An 18,297-nucleotide genomic window follows, 5' to 3' on the forward strand; every position below is an offset into this window, starting at 1 on the left:
CGGTGGAGATCGTCTACGAACGCGTGAAGTCCGCGACGATTTCTGCCGCCACGTCTCTCGCCTTACGGTTGCTGTGTTGGGAGAAGGTCGTCAGCTTCGTGAAGGCTTCGTCGGCACCGCAGTTGTTCGCCGCCATCAGCAGACCGATCGCGGTACCGATCGTGCTACGGGTCCGCATGGCCTCCTTCAGCGTCGTCGCCTCGTTCTGGCTCGCCTCGAGCAATTCTTCTCGGAACGCGGCCAATTCGAGATGCACCCGCAGTCGAGCGATCAGCTCGCGGGGCGCGAACGGTTTCACCACGTAGTCGTCGGCGCCGGATTCCAGACCTTCGACGGACGATTCGGTACCTGCCCGCGCGGTGAGGACGACCACCGGCAGACGCACGAGAGTTGGATCGCTGCGGACCTCACGAACGAGGTCGAGGCCGCTTCGCCCGGGCAACATGACGTCGGTGAGCACCAGCGACGGCGGTGTCGAACGCGCGTAAGCGAGAGCAGTCTCGACGTCACCTGCCGCGTGCACGTTCCAGTTCTCGGCCGTCAACAGTCCTACGAGGTACTCGCGCATGTCGACGTTGTCCTCGACCAGCAGAACCGAGCGCGTGGCATCGCCGCGCACACCCCGGTGAATTTCCAGCTCGCCCGAACTCGGCTGTACCACAGCGCTTTCCAGGGCCGCCACCGCCGACGCGGACACCGGCGGAAGTACCGACACGTCGCCTGCGGGCACCACGACGGTGAAGGTGCTTCCCTCGCCGAGTGTGCTGTCCACCGCCACCGTGCCGTCGAGCGCAGCGACCAGCTCCGTCACCAGTGCAAGTCCGATTCCCGAGCCCTCCGCGCTGCGGCCTTCCGCGCCGGCGACTCGGTAGAACCTGTCGAAGACGCGCGCACGGTCCTCGTCGCTCAGACCGATCCCTGTATCCGACACCTGCAGAACGAGATTCCCCGCCGAACGACCGAGCGACACTCCGATTCTGCCGGCGTGCGTGTAGTTGATCGCGTTCGCGACAAGATTGGTCGTGATACGTGTCCACTTCTCGCGGTCCATCGACACCATCGCAGAGGGCCTTACGTCGATCGACACGTCGAGTGTCAATCCTGCCGCCTCGACCGCGCCCTCGAACCGGTCGACGCAGGCTCGGGTGAGTTCCTCGATGTCCGTGGGCGCACGATCGAGTGCAAGTGCCCCGGCCCCCGCTCGGGCCACGTCGAGAAGGGAATCGACGAGTCGTTGTAGCCGCTGAGCATTGCGCAGTGCGAGGTCCGCTGCGGCACGGTCGGACCCGTCGGTCGACTGCACCAAATCGCGAAGTGGAGCCAACAGCATCGTCAGCGGTGTACGGAACTCGTGGCTGATGTTCTGCAACAGCCGGGTCTTCGCTTCGTCCAGTTCGGCCAGTGCATCGTTGCGGTGACGTTGATACTCGAACGCCAGGACATCGGTGAGCGTCGTGGACAGCCGACTTGCGACGACATCCAGGAACCAGCGGTACTGATCGCCGACCACCTGGAGCGGATTGGTTCCGACGACTAGAACACCGACCGGCTCCGTCCTGCCCGAAATTCGCAGCGGAAGCAGAACGATGTCGCTGATGGGCACTGACTCGACTGCAGGCCCGCCGTCGACAGTGGGCAGCCCGCCAGCCAAGTCGACCGAACCGGAGGCGACGGCTTCGGCGATGCCGCCGGTGCCATGGGCGTCGGCAATCCATCGGTGCGCGTCGTCGGGCTCGATGCCTTTCCCGACAGCGACCAATTCCAGCGTTCGGCCGTCGTCGAGCGGCACGACGTTGTCTGCACTCCCGAGTCGATGCGCACCGTCGACGTCGAACGTGGCCACCGGATCGAGATAGAGCATCAGCACGGGCATATCGGACTCGTACTCCGACAGCATCGTCAACGCGGCGCGGCAGGTCGTCACCGGATGCTGACCCTGTGTCGTCGATATGGCACCGAGTCGCTGCATCGCAGTCATACGGCGATCGGCGAGGACCCGTCCGGTCACGTCACTGGTCGCGACGAACACCCCGAGCACGCCACCATCGGCACTGCGAATCGGGCTGTAGGAGAACGTCCAGAACGTTTCTTCCGGAACCCCGCCACGCCGGTCCAAGAACAGACGGACTTCGGTGCCGTGCGTGGTTCGCCCCTTCAGCGCTTCGTCGGCAAGAGGACCCATGTCCGGCCATACGTCCGGCCAGCATTCGGCAGCGGGCTGACCGATCGCCGTCGGATATTTCGTACCGAGAAACGGCGTGTACGCGTGATTGAAGATCTGAACCAGGTCGGAACCCCACCACAACAGCATCGCCACGTCCGAATCGAACACCGTCGCGACTGCAGCCGTCAGCTCCGGCGACCAGGATTCGACGGGACCGAGCGGCGTACTGCCCCAATCGGTGGCCCGATGATCACCCGCCGTGATGTCGTCCCCCGCGAACAGGGAGTTCGCTGTCCACGCCGGTGCCGTGGCGTCGGGTAGTGAGTCAGTCATCGCTCTTGTCTCGCTGTGTCGGTCGGTCTGCTTCTGAGCCGAAGGTCGGATCCATTCTGCCTGGGACCGAGGATGTCTCCTTGACGCGCTCCTCGATTGCAACAGGCCGTGTCCCGATCGTTACTGCTCTGCACCTTATCCGTCACCGGCGTCGACAACCATTCGCGGGTTATCTCCGCCTGCGCGCGCCCACCTCGATCGACCTACGCAATCCAGCTTTCCGCGCCCCGACCGTCATGCGACGACGTCGTACCCGTCCGTACCGGGGGTCCATCGGTCGACGCCCGGGAACGACGTCGAGTGCCGCAGGAACTGCAGGATGACCATTCCCACAGTGATCGTCGTCCAACTGATCGCGGTTTTCGTCACGATGGCCCGCGGGTCGTCCGCGCCCGTCGTCCAGACACCGGCCACGAACAGCAGCGATCCGAGCAGCAACAAGGGGATTGCCGGGGCGAACAGCCGGTCGGTGGCCGCGATTGCACCTCGACCGAGGACACCGATACCCGCGATACCCGCGGCGACCGCGACGAGGATCGAACCTGTGACGACGAAGGCACTTACATCGGCGATCATGCGAACCCCCTCGCATAGGTCTTGTCCGTACCGTCATGCTCGCCGCTAGGGTCAGGCCGAACAACGGTCTTCGGTCCTCGGGCTGCTTTAGCGACAAACCGTCGACAAGATTGTTTCGGACGATGGTACACGTCGATCGGTATGTTCCGACGCGACACCGTGCCCGCCGCCTGCCGTTACGGCAATCACGTACCGACGTAGAGGCCAGCTATCGGGTGACACAGCCACGCGACGATGCGTCGCACAGAATTCTCGGCGTCGGGGTCGACAGCAAGCCTGGAACAGCCCAATTCGGGGTCGAGCCCGATGACCACAGCATGTCCGAGGTACGCCGCGTCGGACCACACCGTCAACGACAGTGGCCTGTGCGACGGCCCGATGCCGTCGATCGACGTACGCAACCGTGCGACCCATTCCATTCGAGTGCTCTCGACGCAGACGACGATCGCGACGCCGTCCTTCGGATGCAGATACATGTCAGGCACCGCGCATCCGGGGACCGGCAACCCGCGCGACCGACGAATGCATAACGGTCATATTTCCCGAAAATTCGGGCACGAGAGCGAAAACGGACCGAAAAGTTCGACAGAACAAGTACAGAGCCGAGATCGGCGGGAACAGGTGAAGGCCCCGGCAACGGGGGGGTTTTGCCGGGGCCTTCGTGTCCCTCTTCTGGCCCGGACTTGTCAAAGGGGGGTGGAAGTCCGCAGCAAGGAACGACTTCGACGCTACTCCGGACCCCACCGACTGGGAACCCCCTCCAGCGTCAAAGTCGAACTCGGTAGTCGACGACCGCCTGCGCCGCGTCTCGCACGCTCATCCGGTGACGACGAGCATGATGTCGCATTCGCTCGAAAGCTGCGTCCGTGTCGATGTTGCTCGTCGCAGCGAGAACGCCCTTCGCTTGCTCGATCACGATGCGCGACTCGAGGGCATGCTGTAGCTGTTCGGACACCTCGTTCATCGTGCGGAGCTGTTTCGCAGAGGCGCGCTGAGCGATCGCGAGCCGCGCGAGAACCCGGGTCGCATCCAGGTCGCCAGCCGACCACGCATGCGGCACAGTCGAATACAGAACCAGACTGCCCATCACGTCGTCCCCGCGCTGCAACGGGAATGCGGCCACCCCACCGATTCCCGCGTGGGCAGCAACGTCCACGAATTGCGGCCAACGGTGGCGAGCCCGCGCGATGTCGGCGACTGCAACGATCCGCGAACCGCGATAGGCGTCGTACGCCGGGCCGTGTTGCACGGCGGTCTGACATCGTTCGATCGCGTCGATCGCCCCCGAGGTCGAAGCGACATGGAGATCGTCGTCGCCGCCGGAGACCAGAACACTGGTGCCGACGATGTCGAACACCGTAGTCAGCGCAGTGGTCAATTCGGTGAAGACGGCGTCGTCGTCGGACGTCGATTCCGCGACCGTGATCAACCGGTCCACGACATTCACGAATTTCTTGGCGTCGTACACATCCCTACCTCCGGCTCTCTCCGAGCAGACGTAAGCGTGTACATCCCCGACGCCCCGTGCTGGACGGTCGATCATTTTTCGTCCCTCCTACGGCAACCACACGAGGAGGATGGAACGAGTCGATCGCATGCTACCGCACTGGAACATCGGACCGAATCGTGGTTAGAATTCTCGAAGCAAACGACATCGCCCCTGACCTCGGCGACACGCCTGCTGGTGGCACCCGAGCACCCCGGTGTCCTCCGAACGATGTGCCGTGCGCGACAACTGTTATCGACGGTTGCACACACACATTCGCGCGCATCGTGTTTCACCGTCGACGACGCGATCGAGAGAACGGTCCGCCCTCCTCTTCGACTGCCTCGCCGCGGCACAACGGCGCGGGGCGGCGCGAGGGGTCGAGGGGTCTCCTCGCGCGTCGTATGCGGGTTGTTTGCAACTTCGCCCCGCGCCCTGTGCACATCCGACGTACACCAGACGACATACGCACAGCGAGTGACGGCATCAGTTGAAAACGGGGGTATACATGTCGAACGACAGCGATTCGGTCATGGACCTGGTGGAAACGGCAACTCTGTCCGAGTTGAACTCTCCCGAGGCAGTGGCAGCGTTCGCGTTGGTACGCAGCCGATTACGACCCGAACAACCCAATCGATTCGCCGAATTGTCCGCCACCGTCGAGCGACTGGCCGGCCCGCGATTCACCGAATCCGCCGACGCCGAATTGAGCGACGCGCTCCGGACCGTTTTTCGCACGGCTGCTGTCGACGAACTGGTGCGATCGGCGCGCGAGCCGATAGCGAAACTGGCTCTCGCCCAGCTCCTTCGAGATCGCGGCCTTCGAGATCGTGGTCGCGCCTCCGGCGGTCCAACGGATCTGTCGTAACCACCATTTCCTGCTGAACGGATTTCATCTCGTGGACAGCCTTCATCCAGTTCAGGAACGACGTCCAGAACGTCCTGGACACCTGCCGTCCGGCTCGAACGTCGGAACGTCGATGAGCACCGAGGCCATCAAAGCCCATCTCGCCCGCATGTTCGACGATCCCTCCGAGAACGCAAAACATCGAAAACCGTAGCGACACAGCGCGACTCGAACTCAGCCGCTATGCGTCGAGTGCGCCTGACTCGATCCGGTCGGGCGACTCCGCATCGACAGCGTCCGAAGCCGCCATTCCTAGATGCTCGATGTGGTAGACAGCCTCGTCGAGCAGCATCGCGACGTGATTGTCGTACAGCCGATAGATGACGCTGCGCCCCGAACGGGCGCCCGCGACGAGCCCCATCGCGCGCAGCAGCCGGAGTTGGTGCGACACCGCCGACTGTTCCATCTCGACCGCGTCGGCCAGGTCGTTGACGCCACTCGGCCCCTGACGCAACTGCGTCAGGATTCGCAGCCTGCTCGGGGTCGCCAGCGCTTGCAGCGTGGCCGCGACCGTGGCTGCAGAATCCGCATCGAGCTGCGCCGGAGGTGTGGTCCGTCCGTCGACACCGTGTCCCATGTCGTAACTATATCCAATGAACAGATGTAAACGTCTTCATATATTCCTGTACGCTCTCGGACGTGACTGCAACACATGTCTCGACCACCACACCCCGAACTCCTGCGCTCGACTCTCGCGGCACCCGAACGCGCGTGTTGTCCGTGCCGGAGGTGCGGTGGGCGCTGGCTTCGCTCGTGTTCTTCCTGGCCGGCCTTGCCCTCCAGCTCTCACCTGCTCCCTCGGCACTGGCCTGGGCGCTGTACCTCGCCTGCTATGCGTGCGGCGGCTGGGAACCGGCCCTGGAGGGCCTCCGCGCGCTGCGAGAGAAATCGCTCGACGTCGACCTGCTGATGATCGTCGCCGCTGTCGGCGCGGCCGCTATCGGGCAAATCTTCGACGGTGCGCTACTCATCGTCATCTTCGCGACGTCGGGAGCTCTCGAGGCCGTACTCACGAGGCGTACCGCGGATTCGGTGCGAAGCCTTCTCGATCTTGCGCCGGACACGGCCGACGTTCTCGGTGACGACGGAACCGAACGGAACGTCCCCGCGTCTTCCCTTCGACCGGGCGACGTCGTCGTCGTTCGGCCGGGGTCGCGCATCGCCGGCGAAGGAACCGTCGTCGACGGTGGCAGCGACGTCGACCAGTCGTCGATCACCGGTGAGTCGGTTCCGGTCTACAAGAGCGTCGGGGACAGCATCTTCGCCGGTTCCGTCAACGGCACGGGAACGCTGCGGGTACGTATCGACGTCGATCCGTCCGAGACCGTCATCGCTCGCATAGTCACGATGGTCGAGCACGCGTCGGCGACCAAGGCGACGAAGCAACTGTTCATCGACAAGGTCGAGCAGTACTACTCGACGATCGTCGTGGTGGCCACCGTCGCGATCTTCGCGATCCCGATGTTTCTCGGCAGCGAGTTCCAGCCCGCCTTGCTCCGGGCCATGACGTTCATGATCGTCGCTTCGCCGTGCGCGGTCGTGCTGGCCACGATGCCCCCGCTGCTCGCGGCGATGTCGACGGCGGGTCGATCCGGAGTGCTGGTCAAGTCCGCCGTCGTGATGGAACAGCTACGCACGACGTCGGTCGTGGCGTTCGACAAGACCGGCACCCTGACCGAAGGCACACCGCGAGTCGACACCGTCGATCTTCTCCCCGGTTCGGGCTACGACGAGAACAGCGTTCTTCGCCTGGCCGCTGCGGTGGAGACTGCGAGCGAGCATCCCGTCGCCGCCGCGGTGGTCCGCTACGCCCGTGCCCGTGGGTCGACGCTGCCCGATGTGTCGGCATTCGAGTCGAGTCCGGGTTCGGGTGTCAGCGGAATCGTGGACGGGCGGCTCGTCACCGTCACGAAACCCGCCGGGCCGGACAACGATCTCGGCGTCGTTCGCGCCGTATTGTCGGCGGGGAAGACAGCCGTCGTCGTCCGCGTCGACGGTGCGCCGACGGCTGTGATCGGCGTAGCCGACACCGTGCGCGCCGACGCGGCGGCCGCGGTCGCCGACCTCGAAGCCCTCACCGGACGGCCCTCGATCTTGTTGACCGGCGACAACACCCGCGCCGCCCAGGACGTGGCGAGGCGAACCGGAATCGACGACGTGCGCGCCGATCTGCTGCCCGAGCAGAAAGTCGATGCGGTGCGCGCGGTACAGGCCGAATCCGGCGCGCGGGTACTGCTCGTCGGCGACGGCGTCAACGACGCGCCCGCGCTGGCCGCGTCGGACATCGGAGTCGCCATGGGCCGCAAGGGTTCAGACCTCGCTCTCGACACCGCCGATGCCGTCCTCGTGCGCGACGATCTCGGTGCGCTCGCGTCCGTGATCGCTCTGTCGCGGCGCGCTCACCGCATCGTCGTCGCCAACCTCGTCATCGCCGCGACATTCATCGTCGTGCTCGTGACGTGGGATCTGATCGGCACTCTCCCACTCCCCGTCGGGGTGGCCGGACACGAAAGCTCGACGGTGCTGGTCGCTCTGAACGGAATGCGGTTGCTGTCCACGCGAGCGTGGCGGCGAAGCCACGAGCGCTGATCAGGCCTCGTCCGCGGACTGCCTACGCATCAGTTCGCGGTGACCGTACGTCGCGTTCAGGATGTCGCCCCGGTCCGCGACGGCGGATCCGACGGCGCCTGCGACGGTGCCCAACGACGCCGCGAGCCACGCGAGTGAAATGTAGTCGCCGAGGTTTGCCGATCGATGGATCTGCTGGGCCAGGAATTCGGGTGAGATGACGATGGCCGCAGACGCGAGAACGACGACGAACAGTACCGCGTACATGCACAGCACACCGGACACCACCGTGCCGAGCGTTGCCGCGTTGTACATCCATCGATCGGTCGTGGACGTCCTGAACTTCCGCGTCTCCCACATTCCGTTCGGGAGAATCAACCACACGCTCATCGCGGCGATCGCGGTGATCCCGACCGCGGCGAGGCGCTGCACCGACATGAACGCCGCCATCTGCCAGATGCTAGCGTAGAAGACACCGAACGCCGACGCGGCACTCGCCGCGCCGAGCGCACCGGACAGCGTCGGCACCAGCCGCCATGGCCTGTTGCAGCGGATCATTCCCAGAACCATGCGTAGACGCCCGAACATGCCGGGTGTCAACAGGATTCGCTCCTCCGCTCCGCCTGGACCGGGTCCGGGCGCCCACCGTGCCATGGACCTGCGAAGGTGCGGACGCGACGTGGTGTCGGTGCCGAGAAAGTCGTGAACGATCGCGAGTGCCACCGCGACAGCGCGTCGACGCACCGAGGCCGTCCCGAACGACGGAATGTACAACGCCGCGGTGTTGTCCTCGCTCAGCTCGGCCACGACAGGCCTCGACCGCTGCCGCCGAGGGATCTCCGACAGAAAGAGCACTACGTCGCAGTCGTTGCGTGCGCGCACCGACTCGAGCCAACGCCCCAGTTGTGCCGAGCCCGTCTCGGTCGGCGGGAGCGCCATCGAGGGCCGTTCCGTTTCGATGGCGAGAACTCGCCCGTCCACGGGAACCCGTTCCGGCAATGCATCTCCGATCGCCGACGCGATGGTCGACGCAAAACCTTCGTCGGCCACGATGCCGATCGTGACGGTACGAGATGCAGTGTTCGTTTCCTCCGACGCCATGCGATACAGCTACCCCGGTGCCCGGCGTCCGACACGTAACGCAGGGTACGAGAGTCCATGTATGGGACAGGCCGTTATGGGGTACAGCTGCCGTCGCGGGTCGAGCCACGGACCGCAGTCGAATCGCCGACAGGACCACACTGTGCGTCGTCGAGCGTACGGAAGACAGCCCCTTCACCACTTCGACGAAAGCTGATGCATACATGCCTCCAACACCCCGTCCCGACCAGTCCTCCCCCGCCCCCGTGGGGCCGACAGGGTCCGCCGACACCCGCGCACAGGACGGCACGTTCCTGACCACGGCGCAGGGCGTCCGGATGCCGGACACTCATCATTCGCTCAAGGCCGGGGATCGCGGCCCGACCCTCCTCGAGGACTTCTATCTCCGCGAAAAGATCACCCACTTCGACCACGAGCGCATCCCGGAACGCGTCGTGCACGCCCGCGGCGCCGCGGCGCACGGCACGTTCGAGTCGTACGGCACCGCGAAATCGGTGACGAAAGCAGGCTTTCTGGCCGAAAAGGGCAAGAAGACAGATGTTTTCGTCCGTTTCTCGACCGTTCTGGGATCGCGTGGCTCTGCTGACACCGTCCGAGACACACGGGGTTTCGCCGTCAAGTTCTACACGGACGAAGGCACGTTCGATCTCGTCGGCAACAACATACCGGTCTTCTTCATCCAGGACGGCATCAAGTTCCCGGACGTCATCCATGCGGGTAAACCGCAGCCGGATATCGAACTGCCGCAGGCACAATCGGCGCACGACTCGTTCTGGGACTTCGTGTCTCTGCACACCGAGGCCACGCACCACGTGCTGTGGAACATGAGCGATCGCGGGATCCCGCGGTCGTACCGGACGATGGAGGGCTTCGGCGTCCACACGTTCCGGCTCGTCGCCGAGAACGGCGACACCAGCCTCGTCAAGTTCCACTGGAAACCCGTTGCGGGCGTTCACTCGTTGGTGTGGGAGGAGGCCCAGATCGCCGCGGGCGTCGACCCGGACTTCCACCGGCGAGACATGGCCGACGGAATCAAGGCGGGAGCACCGCTCGAATACGAATTCGGGATCCAGGTCATGCCCGACGACGGAACCGACACGTTCGAAGGTATCGACCTCCTGGATCCGACCAAGCTCGTTCCGGAGGAACTCGCCCCGGTGCAGCCGATCGGCAAGCTCACATTGAACGCGAATCCGACGAACTATTTCGCCGAGACCGAGCAGGTCGCATTCCACACCGGTCACCTGGTGCCCGGCATCGAGGTCACGAACGACCCGCTCATGCAGGCGCGGCTGTTCTCCTACCTCGACACTCAACTCACCCGGCTCGGTGGACCCAATTTCGCGCAGCTGCCGATCAACCGTCCCCACGCGCCGGTCAACGACATGTTCCGCGACGGCATGCATCAGACGGCCGTACACACCGGGGTGGCGCCGTACCGGGACAACAGTCTCGACGAGGGCGAACCGGTCGACGCCGACGCCTCCGACCGTGGTTACGTGCAGACGCCTCGGCCGATCGAGGGCAAGGCCGTGCGCGCGAATCCGGCGTCGTTCGACGATCATTTCACCCAGTCCGCGATGTTCTACCGGAGTCTGACTCCGATCGAGCAGGACCACATCGTCGAGGCCTTCACGTTCGAACTCGGCAAGGTGTTCGAGCAGGCGATCAAGGAACGGGAGCTGGCCGTTCTCGCGAACGTCGACGCCGACTTGTGCAGTCGCGTCGCAGCCGGTCTCGGACTACCGGCACCGACGGGCACGCCGCCGACGGATGTCATCACCTCGCCTGCACTGTCGCAGGTCGTCACGACACCCGGCCCGATCGACGGACGCAAGATCGGTGTGATCGCCGACGCCGACTCCGATCTCGCCGGCATCGACGCGTTGCGCACGGCAGCCGAAAGCCGCGGGGTGACGGTGCATGTCATCGCAGCGACCGGTGGCTTCCTCGGCGACGGCCCGGATCGTCAAGTCGTCGAACGCACGTTCCTGACGGTTCGGTCCATCGAGTTCGACGCGTTCGTCGTCGCGGGCGACACTGCACCCTCGAACGACATCAAGCTGGTTCTGTTGCTGCAGGAAGCTTTTCGCCACTGCAAGGCAGTCGGCGCATGGGGCGACGGACTGGCAACGCTCGAGGCCTCAGGCGTCACCGACGGCGGTCCCGGTGTGGTGACCGAGGATTCGCCCGGTGACAGCTTCAGTGACGCGCTGTTCGATGCCATGGGCCTGCACCGGGCATGGGACCGCGCCGCCGCGGTCATGGGATCGGAAGTGCCGCCGTCGAACTGACGGTCAGGAGTGCTCTTGGGACCCGGTCAGCAATGCCGTCATGTCGTCGAGACCGAAGAACTCGGCGACCGACACTGCGGACCGGGTTCCCGCGTACGGGTCCGCCCCAGCACGCAGTAGAGCGCTCACGATGTCGGTCGACCGGCGAAACGCCGCTGCTCCCAACGCAGTCTGCCCGTTGTCGTTGACACGTTCGACGTCTGCGCCCGCATCGAGCAGCAGCGCCACCGTGCCCGGATGGGTGTGATACGACGCGAGTATCAACAGGGTGTCGCCGCGATCGTTGGTGAGATTCACCGGGCCGCCCGCACCGAGAAACCGTCGTAGCAAGTCTGTTTCGCCCTGCCGGGCCCAATCGAATGCGGCACGGAGAACGGCGATCTCGTTTTCGGTCAGGTCTACGGATTCGTCGTGCGGCATGGTCTTCCCGATACCCGTGACCTGCGCGAGCGAAACGGGCACCGCGCAGCGTTTCCGGACGGAACAGGTGGGTATCGCACCCGTCATGAACCAACAGGATGCCGCGTCCACTGCGCCTGTCGACGCTGATCCCGACGACCCACGAAAAGCGGATTCTCCTACCGAACTGACGAAGCCGTCGTGGATGTTCGTCTTGAAGAAAACTGCCCGCGAGTTCTCGCGTGATCAGTGCACCGACCTCGCAGCCGCTCTCACGTACTACGCCGTGTTGTCCCTGTTTCCGGCAATCCTGGCGGTGGTGTCACTGCTCGGCGTCTTCGGGCAGGGTCAAGCCACCGTCGACGGTGTGTTGCAGATCGTCGGCGATCTGGGCCCATCGTCGGCGGTCGACACGTTGCGCGGCCCCATCGAGCAGTTGGTCCAGGCTCCCGCTGCCGGGTTCGCTCTCCTCACCGGTGTTGCCGGCGCGTTGTGGTCGGCATCGGGCTACGTCGGAGCATTCGGCCGTGCGATGAACCGCATGTACGAAGTCGAGGAAGGCCGACCGGTATGGAAGCTTCGGCCGGTGATGCTACTGGTCACGCTCGTCGGTTTGCTGCTGGTCGCGTGCGCTGCGGTGATGCTGGCCGTCAGTGGTCCGATCGCGTCGGCCGTGGGGGACACGATAGGCCTCGGTGACACCGCGTTGACCGTCTGGAACATCGCTCGCTGGCCGATCGTCCTGGTGATAGTCGTTCTGGCTGTGGCCATTCTGTACTACGCGACCCCCAATGTTCAGCAACCGAAGTTCAGATGGATCTCGTCCGGCGCGGCACTCGCCATTCTGGTGTGGATCCTGGCATCGGTGCTGTTCGGGTTCTACGTCGCGAACTTCGGAAGCTACAACAAGACCTACGGCTCGCTCGCCGGCGCGATCGTGTTCCTGCTGTGGTTGTGGATCACCAACCTGGCCTTGCTGTTCGGCGCGGAGCTCGATTCGGAGCTGGAACGTGGTCGTCAGTTGCAGGCGGGAATGGTTGCGGAAGAACGACTTCAGCTTCCCCCGCGCGATACCCGCGTGTCGGACAAGAACGAACAGAAGGACGCCGACGCCGTCGAGCAGGGTCGCCGTCTACGTCTGGCACACGAACAGAACGACTCCCCCGATGCACCGACCGCAGAACAAGCGGATCGGCCACGTACGAGAACAGGAGATGTCATGACCGACCGTTCCGCACCGCCACCCGATACCAGGGCGGCGTCGAGTCGACCGGTGAGCGACCTGTCGACGGTCCAGCTCGTCGAGCGGTTGACCGACCAGGTGTCGACCCTCGTCCGGACCGAAATTCGATCGGGCCTCGACGAGGTCAAGAGCAAGGGCACACGCGTCGGCGTCGGTATCGGCATTTCCGGCGCGGGGGCACTACTGCTGTTCTTCGGCGTCGCCACGCTGATCGCGACCGCCGTGCTCGGTCTGGCCACCGTCGTCGCACCGTGGCTCGCCGCGTTGATCGTCGCCGTCGTGGTGCTCGTCGTCGGCGGCATCCTCGCCGCAGTCGGCGCGTCCCGCGCGAAGAACGCTCTCCCACCGGTTCCCGCCGACACGGCGGCAAGCGTGAACGACGACATCTCTGCGATCAAGAAAGGTATCCGATGAGTGGAAAGCACGCCGAGACACCGGAACCCGACGACCTACCCAGCGTCGAGGAACAACGTGCGGACGTAGCCGAGACCGTCGCGGCGCTCGCGGCCAAGGCCGACGTACCTGCCCGCGTCGCCAACGAGGCGTCGTTCCAGGCCGAGCGGGCGAAGACAGCGGCACAGAAGAACCCGCAGGTGATCGCCGCGGCCATCGGTGCGGTGGTCGCGGGAACCATCGTGACGATCATCATTCGCAGACGACGATCCCGGAGGATTTTCCGATGAGCGCAGTATCGAAGGCCATGTACAAACCACTCGCCCTGGCAACCAGCGTGCTGGGTGGTATCGCGGCGGGCGCCGTGTTCAAACAGATCTGGAAGTACGTGGGCGACAACGACGTCGAAGCTCCCGACCCAAAAGATCTGAACCGGTCGGTACAGGAAGTGTTGCTGGCAGCGGCAATTCACGGAGCCGTGTTCGGAATCGTCAAGGCAGCCGTGGATCGTGCAGGTGCCACCGGCTACCGCGCACTCGCGCACGAAGACCCGTCCTGAAGGTTTCGAGCAACCACCGAAAGGAAATACACCCCTCATGACCCAACCCAACCACGACGAACCGAACCTCGACGACGTCATCGTTCCGACCGAGGAAGTACATCCGGACCATCGCGAGCACGCGAAGGAACCGAAGCACCTCGACGACACGGAGCTGGACGCCCGCACCGAACACGAGCGTGAGGAAACCGGCGCCGACGAGTGACGCCGACACCGAACGGGGGCCGCGAGATTCGTCTCGCGGCCCCCGTTTCACGTCAGCGGACCACTTTGAACGTCCGAAGTGACTTGTCGGTGGCGTCGGGGACGTTCATTCCTGCGGCGATACCGGTCGTGAGATAGTCGACGACCCCGCCGGTCAGCTCCTCCCCCGGCACCGCGACCGGGATGCCCGGCGGGTACGGGGTGAGTTGTTCGGCCACGATCCGTCCCGGGGCGTTCTTCGCATCCACCATTTCCGTGTCGCCGAAGAATGCGTCGCGTGGCAACATCACCGAACGCAGAGACAGATCGTTCGGATCGGGCAGGTACATCTCGGGCGGGGCGTCGAAAGTGGGTGCGGCAGAGGATAATTCACGTAACGCGGCGTACAATCTCTCGGCGGTGGCCTCGCTGTCGGCGAACGAGAACGTCGCCAGGATTCTTCGATGATCGCTCATCCCGATGTCGAGATGATGCGTGTCCCGCAGCCAATCCGCGCACTGATACCCACTCACACCCATCGACGACACGTCGATCATCACCTGCAGCCGGTCGAGATCCTTCGACGCCTCGGCCCCGATCAATTCGTCCTCGAGAACGCTGAGGCCGTCGATCTCCGAGATCTCGCGACGCGCCGACCTGGCGAGCGCGAGCGCCGCACCGAGCAACTCCGAACCCTGCTCGACCATCTGGCGGCGCCACCCGTCCATCGCCGCGTAGACCAGAACGTTCGGACTGGTCGTCATCAACAGGTCGGCACACAACGCGACATGGCGGTCGTCGACGAGGTCACCTTGAACGTGATACACCGATCCTTGCTCGAATCCCGCACCCATCTTGTGCACGCTCACGACACAGATATCTGCGCCCGCGTCCATCGCCCACGTCGGAAGGTCGTCGTGGAAGGGCAGATGCGCACCCCACGCCTCGTCGACGATGAGCGGTTTGCCACGTTCGTGGCAGATGTCGGCGATCGCAGCGATGTCGGCGCACGTGCCGTACGGCGTCGGGCTGACGATCAGCGCGCCGGCCGCGTCGGGATTGTCGTCCCAGGCTCGACGCACCTGCTCGGGCGACGGTGGATGCGAAATGTGGTGGTCGGTATCCCAGCGCGGCGGGATCCAACGCGGTCTGACACCGCTGAACACCAGGCCTGCGACGATCGCCTTGTGACTGTCCCTGGCGACGAGCAGACCACCGTCGTCGTTGCCCGCCACCGCCATCATCGCGGCTTTGACGGAGAGCGAACTGCCGCACGTCGAGAAGAACGCCGAGCGCGCGCCGACGGCCGATGCCATCAATTGTTCTGCACGCGTGAGATATTCGTTCGACGAGTGCCGGTCGTCCATGCCGCCCGACGCCAACAGATCGGATCTGAAACTCGCAGCGCCGAGTACGTCGGTCACGCGTGGGTCCACACCGACTCCCTGCCGGTGTCCGGGCGGCGTGAAACCGTAACGGTCGTCGCGGTGGTAGCGGGCGACAGCATCCAACAAAGGTGTTTCCGATTGGTTCACGTGGTGGGCCATACCCGGTCACGAGGTCGACCATTCCTGGCCCGTTTCGCCCCGTTCGGCGCAGGGTAGGCAGGGTGCATGTCTACCTCCGAATCCACCGTATCGACGCCGTCGGCGGCCCCGACGGCGTCGGCGGGCCCTGTCGTGACGGGAGTAGCCGCCGCCCGGCTTCTGGCGAAACTCTCGGGGCCGCTGGTGGCAGGCGGTGTCATCGCACGAAGGCGAACGGTGATGCCGCTGCTCGAGAAGCGCCAGAGCGATGCCGACACCGTCGAGACGATGCTGGAACTGCGCCGCGAGTACGGACCCGGTCCGCTACGCCTCGAGTTGCCGGGGAGGACGGTCGTCGTTCCGTTGACGGCGGGCGACGTCGAGCGCGTTCTGGCGCAGTCCCCCGAGTTGTTCACCCCCGCCAACCGGGAGAAGCGCGCCGCGCTCAGCCCGTTCCAACCCCACGGTGTGTTGATCTCTCGCGGACGTGCTCGCGAATCACGACGGACGTTCAACGAACAGGTGCTCGACAGCGATCTGCCACTGCACCATCTGGCCGGTTCGCTCGCTCCGACGATCCGCGAAGAAGCAGGCAACATCGTGGGCGAGGCGAGCGGCAACGGCGGCCTGCTCGACGCGCGTGTGTTCGTCGAGGGGTGGTGGCGGATGGTACGACGTGTCGTGCTCGGTGACGGCGCGCGCGACGACGATGCCGTGACGGAAGATCTCTGGACATTGCGGGGCGACGGCAACTGGTCGTACCTACGCCCGCTGCGGCGCCGCGTGCGCGATCGTTTTCTCGACCGCCTGTACGAGTACGTCGACGACGCCGAACCGTTGAGCCTTGCAGGCGCCGTCGCGGCGGCACGACCGGACTCGACGGTCGATCCGGTTGGTCAGATTCCGCACTGGCTCTTCGCGTTCGACGCGGCCGGGATGGTCGCGCTGCGCGCACTTGCCGTGCTGTCCGCGCAGCCCGAGCACATGCGGCGTGCTCGTGACGAAATCGTCGAGATGGATCTGTCTCAGCCGCAGGTACTTCCGTATCTGCGGGCGTGCATTCTGGAATCCGTTCGTCTGTGGCCGACAACCCCGGCGATTCTGCGCGATTCGACGACCACGACGCACTGGGGTGAGGGCGACCGCCGATTCGACATCGAGTCGGGTGCAGCCTTTCTGATCCTGACGGCGTTCTTCCACCGGGACCGAACGAGCATCGATTTCGCCGACGATTTCACACCTGATGCGTGGCTCGACGGTCGCATGAGCACACAACGCGCAGTGGTGCCGTTCAGCGCCGGTCCAGCCCGGTGCCCTGGACGGAATTTCGTTCTGTTCACCACCAGCATGATGCTCGCGAACCTGATCGAATCGCTACCCGAACTTCGGCAGCAGTCGACACCGTCGCTCGGAGACGAGTCACCCCTTCCGGCAACGCTGAACCACTTCTCGATCGCGCTGAAAGCTCACTGACATGGGCCGGGAACCCGTTCCGACGTTCGGGGTGGAGGAGGAGTTGTTGCTCGTCGATCCGAACACCGGGATCCCGTCGATGCAGAACGAGGTGGTTGCGGAAAATGCACGTCAGCTCGGCCTCTCGCTTCAGCTGGAGCTCACGCCGTGTCAGATCGAGACCGCGTCGAGCGTCCTGCACACGTCGGCGGAACTGGCCGAGTCGCTGGCCCGGTCTCGTTCGACGGCAGCCGTGGCTGCGCGTCGTGCGGGTGCCGCGCTACTTCCCGCCGGGGTCCCTCCACTGCTTCCGGAGTTCGGCCCGATCACCGACACGAAACGGTACCGACGGATCGCGGACGAGTACGGCACGATCGCGCTCGAACAGGGAGTGTGCGGAGCCCACGTGCACGTCGCGGTTCCCGACCGGGAATTCGGTGTCGCAGTGAGCAATCACGTGCGTCCATGGTTGCCGGTTCTGCTTGCGTTGACGGCGAACTCGGCTCTCTACGCGGGCCGCGACACCGGTTACGCCAGCTGGCGATCGGTGCTGTGGTCACGGTGGCCGAGTGCAGGCCCTCCCCCGTACTTCGAGTCCGTCGACCACTACGACGCGCTGATCCGCCAGATGTTCGACGTCGGAGCCATTCTCGACGACGGGATGGTCTACTGGGACGTCCGACCGTCGATGAATTTCCCGACGCTGGAGATTCGAGTCAGTGACGTACCGGCGAACACGTCGGACACGGTCCTGTTGGCGGTGCTCGTGCGCGCGTTGGTCATGACGGCGTCCGACGCGATCGATCGCGGCGCCTCTGCACCGCGCGTGGCGGAACATGCTCTGCACTGGGCATACTGGCGTGCAGCCAGGGACGGCCTCTCGGACCGACTGGTCGATCCTGCCACCGGGCGGCTCGGCACCGCTGCCGGCGCACTGACTTCCCTCGTGTCCTACGTGACAGGAGCACTGGAGACGACCGGCGAGCGCGACCTCGTCGACTCGGGAATTCGACGAAACGTTTTGCACGGCAACGGGGCTCGTCGCCAACGCGATGCAGTGAAGACATCGGGAGCGATCACCGACGCTGTTCTCGACCTGATCGAAGGGTGACT

The 18,297-nt window shown here is 64.8% G+C and carries 17 protein-coding genes; 9 read left to right on the forward strand and 8 right to left on the reverse strand.

The window, feature by feature from the left end; genetic code table 11:
• Positions 1–13 precede the first annotated feature (13 nt).
• The 4 genes from DK926_RS07035 to DK926_RS07050 all read right to left on the reverse strand — a co-directional run bounded on the left by DK926_RS07035 (position 14) and on the right by DK926_RS07050 (position 4,616).
• Complete coding sequence (locus DK926_RS07035; protein ID WP_114329817.1) at positions 14–2,497, reverse strand: ATP-binding protein; 2,484 nt, start codon at positions 2,495–2,497, stop codon at positions 14–16.
• A 234-nt stretch (positions 2,498–2,731) separates the two neighbouring features.
• Positions 2,732–3,073, reverse strand: coding sequence for a hypothetical protein (locus DK926_RS07040; protein ID WP_114329818.1), 342 nt, complete (start codon positions 3,071–3,073; stop codon positions 2,732–2,734).
• A 185-nt stretch (positions 3,074–3,258) separates the two neighbouring features.
• Entirely contained in the window at positions 3,259–3,549 is a 291-nt protein-coding gene (locus DK926_RS07045; protein WP_125833384.1) for a hypothetical protein, read from the reverse strand.
• 290 nt (positions 3,550–3,839) lie between these two features.
• Positions 3,840–4,616, reverse strand: a complete 777-nt coding sequence (locus tag DK926_RS07050) for a GAF and ANTAR domain-containing protein (protein WP_114329820.1) — start codon at positions 4,614–4,616, stop codon at positions 3,840–3,842.
• A gap of 451 nt (positions 4,617–5,067) precedes the next feature.
• On the opposite strand from DK926_RS07050, the gene DK926_RS07055 reads away from it, so the two are divergent.
• Complete coding sequence (locus DK926_RS07055) at positions 5,068–5,427, forward strand: hypothetical protein (protein WP_114329821.1); 360 nt, start codon at positions 5,068–5,070, stop codon at positions 5,425–5,427.
• A 220-nt stretch (positions 5,428–5,647) separates the two neighbouring features.
• Here the strand turns inward: DK926_RS07055 and DK926_RS07060 are convergent, their stop codons facing one another.
• Positions 5,648–6,043 carry a metalloregulator ArsR/SmtB family transcription factor gene (locus DK926_RS07060; RefSeq protein ID WP_114329822.1) on the reverse strand — a complete coding sequence of 132 codons (396 nt, stop codon included), beginning with the start codon at positions 6,041–6,043 and terminating at the stop codon, positions 5,648–5,650.
• Between the two features lie 134 nt (positions 6,044–6,177).
• Here DK926_RS07060 and DK926_RS07065 point away from each other — a divergent pair, with 134 nt between their 5' ends.
• The gene (locus DK926_RS07065; RefSeq protein WP_114329823.1) at positions 6,178–8,055 is read left to right on the forward strand and encodes a heavy metal translocating P-type ATPase; all 1,878 of its coding nucleotides are present in this window, start codon (positions 6,178–6,180) and stop codon (positions 8,053–8,055) included.
• On the opposite strand, the gene DK926_RS07070 is transcribed toward DK926_RS07065, so the two are convergent.
• The gene (locus DK926_RS07070; RefSeq protein WP_114329824.1) at positions 8,056–9,135 is read right to left on the reverse strand and encodes a hypothetical protein; all 1,080 of its coding nucleotides are present in this window, start codon (positions 9,133–9,135) and stop codon (positions 8,056–8,058) included.
• 203 nt (positions 9,136–9,338) lie between these two features.
• Here DK926_RS07070 and DK926_RS07075 point away from each other — a divergent pair, with 203 nt between their 5' ends.
• Positions 9,339–11,429, forward strand: a complete 2,091-nt coding sequence (locus tag DK926_RS07075; RefSeq protein WP_114329825.1) for a catalase — start codon at positions 9,339–9,341, stop codon at positions 11,427–11,429.
• Between the two features lie 3 nt (positions 11,430–11,432).
• Here DK926_RS07075 and DK926_RS07080 read toward each other — a convergent pair whose 3' ends face one another.
• Positions 11,433–11,891 (reverse strand): ankyrin repeat domain-containing protein, encoded by a 459-nt coding sequence (locus DK926_RS07080; protein WP_243636692.1) that lies wholly within the window; start codon positions 11,889–11,891, stop codon positions 11,433–11,435.
• Positions 11,892–11,934: 43 nt separating this feature from the next.
• On the opposite strand from DK926_RS07080, the gene DK926_RS07085 reads away from it, so the two are divergent.
• From DK926_RS07085 to DK926_RS26610, 4 genes are read left to right on the forward strand one after another with little or no spacing between them, the layout of a single operon-like run.
• Positions 11,935–13,485, forward strand: coding sequence for a YhjD/YihY/BrkB family envelope integrity protein (locus tag DK926_RS07085; RefSeq protein ID WP_114329905.1), 1,551 nt, complete (start codon positions 11,935–11,937; stop codon positions 13,483–13,485).
• On the forward strand, positions 13,482–13,754 hold the full coding sequence (locus DK926_RS07090; protein ID WP_068431635.1) for a hypothetical protein: 273 nt from the start codon (positions 13,482–13,484) through the stop codon (positions 13,752–13,754). Before DK926_RS07085 ends, DK926_RS07090 begins: the two co-directional genes overlap by 4 nt.
• Positions 13,751–14,023, forward strand: a complete 273-nt coding sequence (locus DK926_RS07095) for a DUF4235 domain-containing protein (RefSeq protein WP_068431638.1) — start codon at positions 13,751–13,753, stop codon at positions 14,021–14,023. The genes DK926_RS07090 and DK926_RS07095 overlap by 4 nt, the downstream gene beginning before the upstream one ends.
• Positions 14,024–14,060: 37 nt before the next feature.
• Positions 14,061–14,228, forward strand: a complete 168-nt coding sequence (locus DK926_RS26610; RefSeq protein ID WP_165839527.1) for a hypothetical protein — start codon at positions 14,061–14,063, stop codon at positions 14,226–14,228.
• Positions 14,229–14,280: 52 nt separating this feature from the next.
• On the opposite strand, the gene DK926_RS07100 is transcribed toward DK926_RS26610, so the two are convergent.
• On the reverse strand, positions 14,281–15,741 hold the full coding sequence (locus DK926_RS07100; RefSeq protein WP_114329906.1) for an ornithine decarboxylase: 1,461 nt from the start codon (positions 15,739–15,741) through the stop codon (positions 14,281–14,283).
• A gap of 78 nt (positions 15,742–15,819) precedes the next feature.
• Between DK926_RS07100 and DK926_RS07105 the strand changes: the two genes are divergently transcribed.
• Together DK926_RS07105 and DK926_RS07110 are read left to right on the forward strand one after the other, a co-directional pair.
• The gene (locus tag DK926_RS07105; RefSeq protein ID WP_114329827.1) at positions 15,820–17,205 is read left to right on the forward strand and encodes a cytochrome P450; all 1,386 of its coding nucleotides are present in this window, start codon (positions 15,820–15,822) and stop codon (positions 17,203–17,205) included.
• Between the two features lies 1 nt (position 17,206).
• Positions 17,207–18,295 carry a glutamate--cysteine ligase gene (locus DK926_RS07110; protein ID WP_114329828.1) on the forward strand — a complete coding sequence of 363 codons (1,089 nt, stop codon included), beginning with the start codon at positions 17,207–17,209 and terminating at the stop codon, positions 18,293–18,295.
• Positions 18,296–18,297 lie beyond the last annotated feature (2 nt).

The sequence above is a fragment of the Rhodococcus sp. Eu-32 genome, assembly GCF_003336925.1.
Taxonomy (GTDB): domain Bacteria; phylum Actinomycetota; class Actinomycetes; order Mycobacteriales; family Mycobacteriaceae; genus Rhodococcoides; species Rhodococcoides kyotonensis_B.

Bases quoted from the DNA above. Each gene is read 5' to 3' on its own strand.
- DK926_RS07035 (WP_114329817.1), bottom strand. From the start codon at position 2,497: ATGACTGACTCACTACCCGACGCCACGGCACCGGCGTGGACAGCGAAC.
- DK926_RS07040 (WP_114329818.1), bottom strand. From the start codon at position 3,073: ATGATCGCCGATGTAAGTGCCTTCGTCGTCACAGGTTCGATCCTCGTC.
- DK926_RS07045 (WP_125833384.1), bottom strand. From the start codon at position 3,549: ATGTATCTGCATCCGAAGGACGGCGTCGCGATCGTCGTCTGCGTCGAG.
- DK926_RS07050 (WP_114329820.1), bottom strand. From the start codon at position 4,616: ATGATCGACCGTCCAGCACGGGGCGTCGGGGATGTACACGCTTACGTC.
- DK926_RS07055 (WP_114329821.1), top strand. From the start codon at position 5,068: ATGTCGAACGACAGCGATTCGGTCATGGACCTGGTGGAAACGGCAACT.
- DK926_RS07060 (WP_114329822.1), bottom strand. From the start codon at position 6,043: ATGGGACACGGTGTCGACGGACGGACCACACCTCCGGCGCAGCTCGAT.
- DK926_RS07070 (WP_114329824.1), bottom strand. From the start codon at position 9,135: ATGGCGTCGGAGGAAACGAACACTGCATCTCGTACCGTCACGATCGGC.
- DK926_RS07075 (WP_114329825.1), top strand. From the start codon at position 9,339: ATGCCTCCAACACCCCGTCCCGACCAGTCCTCCCCCGCCCCCGTGGGG.
- DK926_RS07085 (WP_114329905.1), top strand. From the start codon at position 11,935: ATGAACCAACAGGATGCCGCGTCCACTGCGCCTGTCGACGCTGATCCC.
- DK926_RS07090 (WP_068431635.1), top strand. From the start codon at position 13,482: ATGAGTGGAAAGCACGCCGAGACACCGGAACCCGACGACCTACCCAGC.
- DK926_RS07095 (WP_068431638.1), top strand. From the start codon at position 13,751: ATGAGCGCAGTATCGAAGGCCATGTACAAACCACTCGCCCTGGCAACC.
- DK926_RS26610 (WP_165839527.1), top strand. From the start codon at position 14,061: ATGACCCAACCCAACCACGACGAACCGAACCTCGACGACGTCATCGTT.
- DK926_RS07105 (WP_114329827.1), top strand. From the start codon at position 15,820: ATGTCTACCTCCGAATCCACCGTATCGACGCCGTCGGCGGCCCCGACG.
- DK926_RS07110 (WP_114329828.1), top strand. From the start codon at position 17,207: ATGGGCCGGGAACCCGTTCCGACGTTCGGGGTGGAGGAGGAGTTGTTG.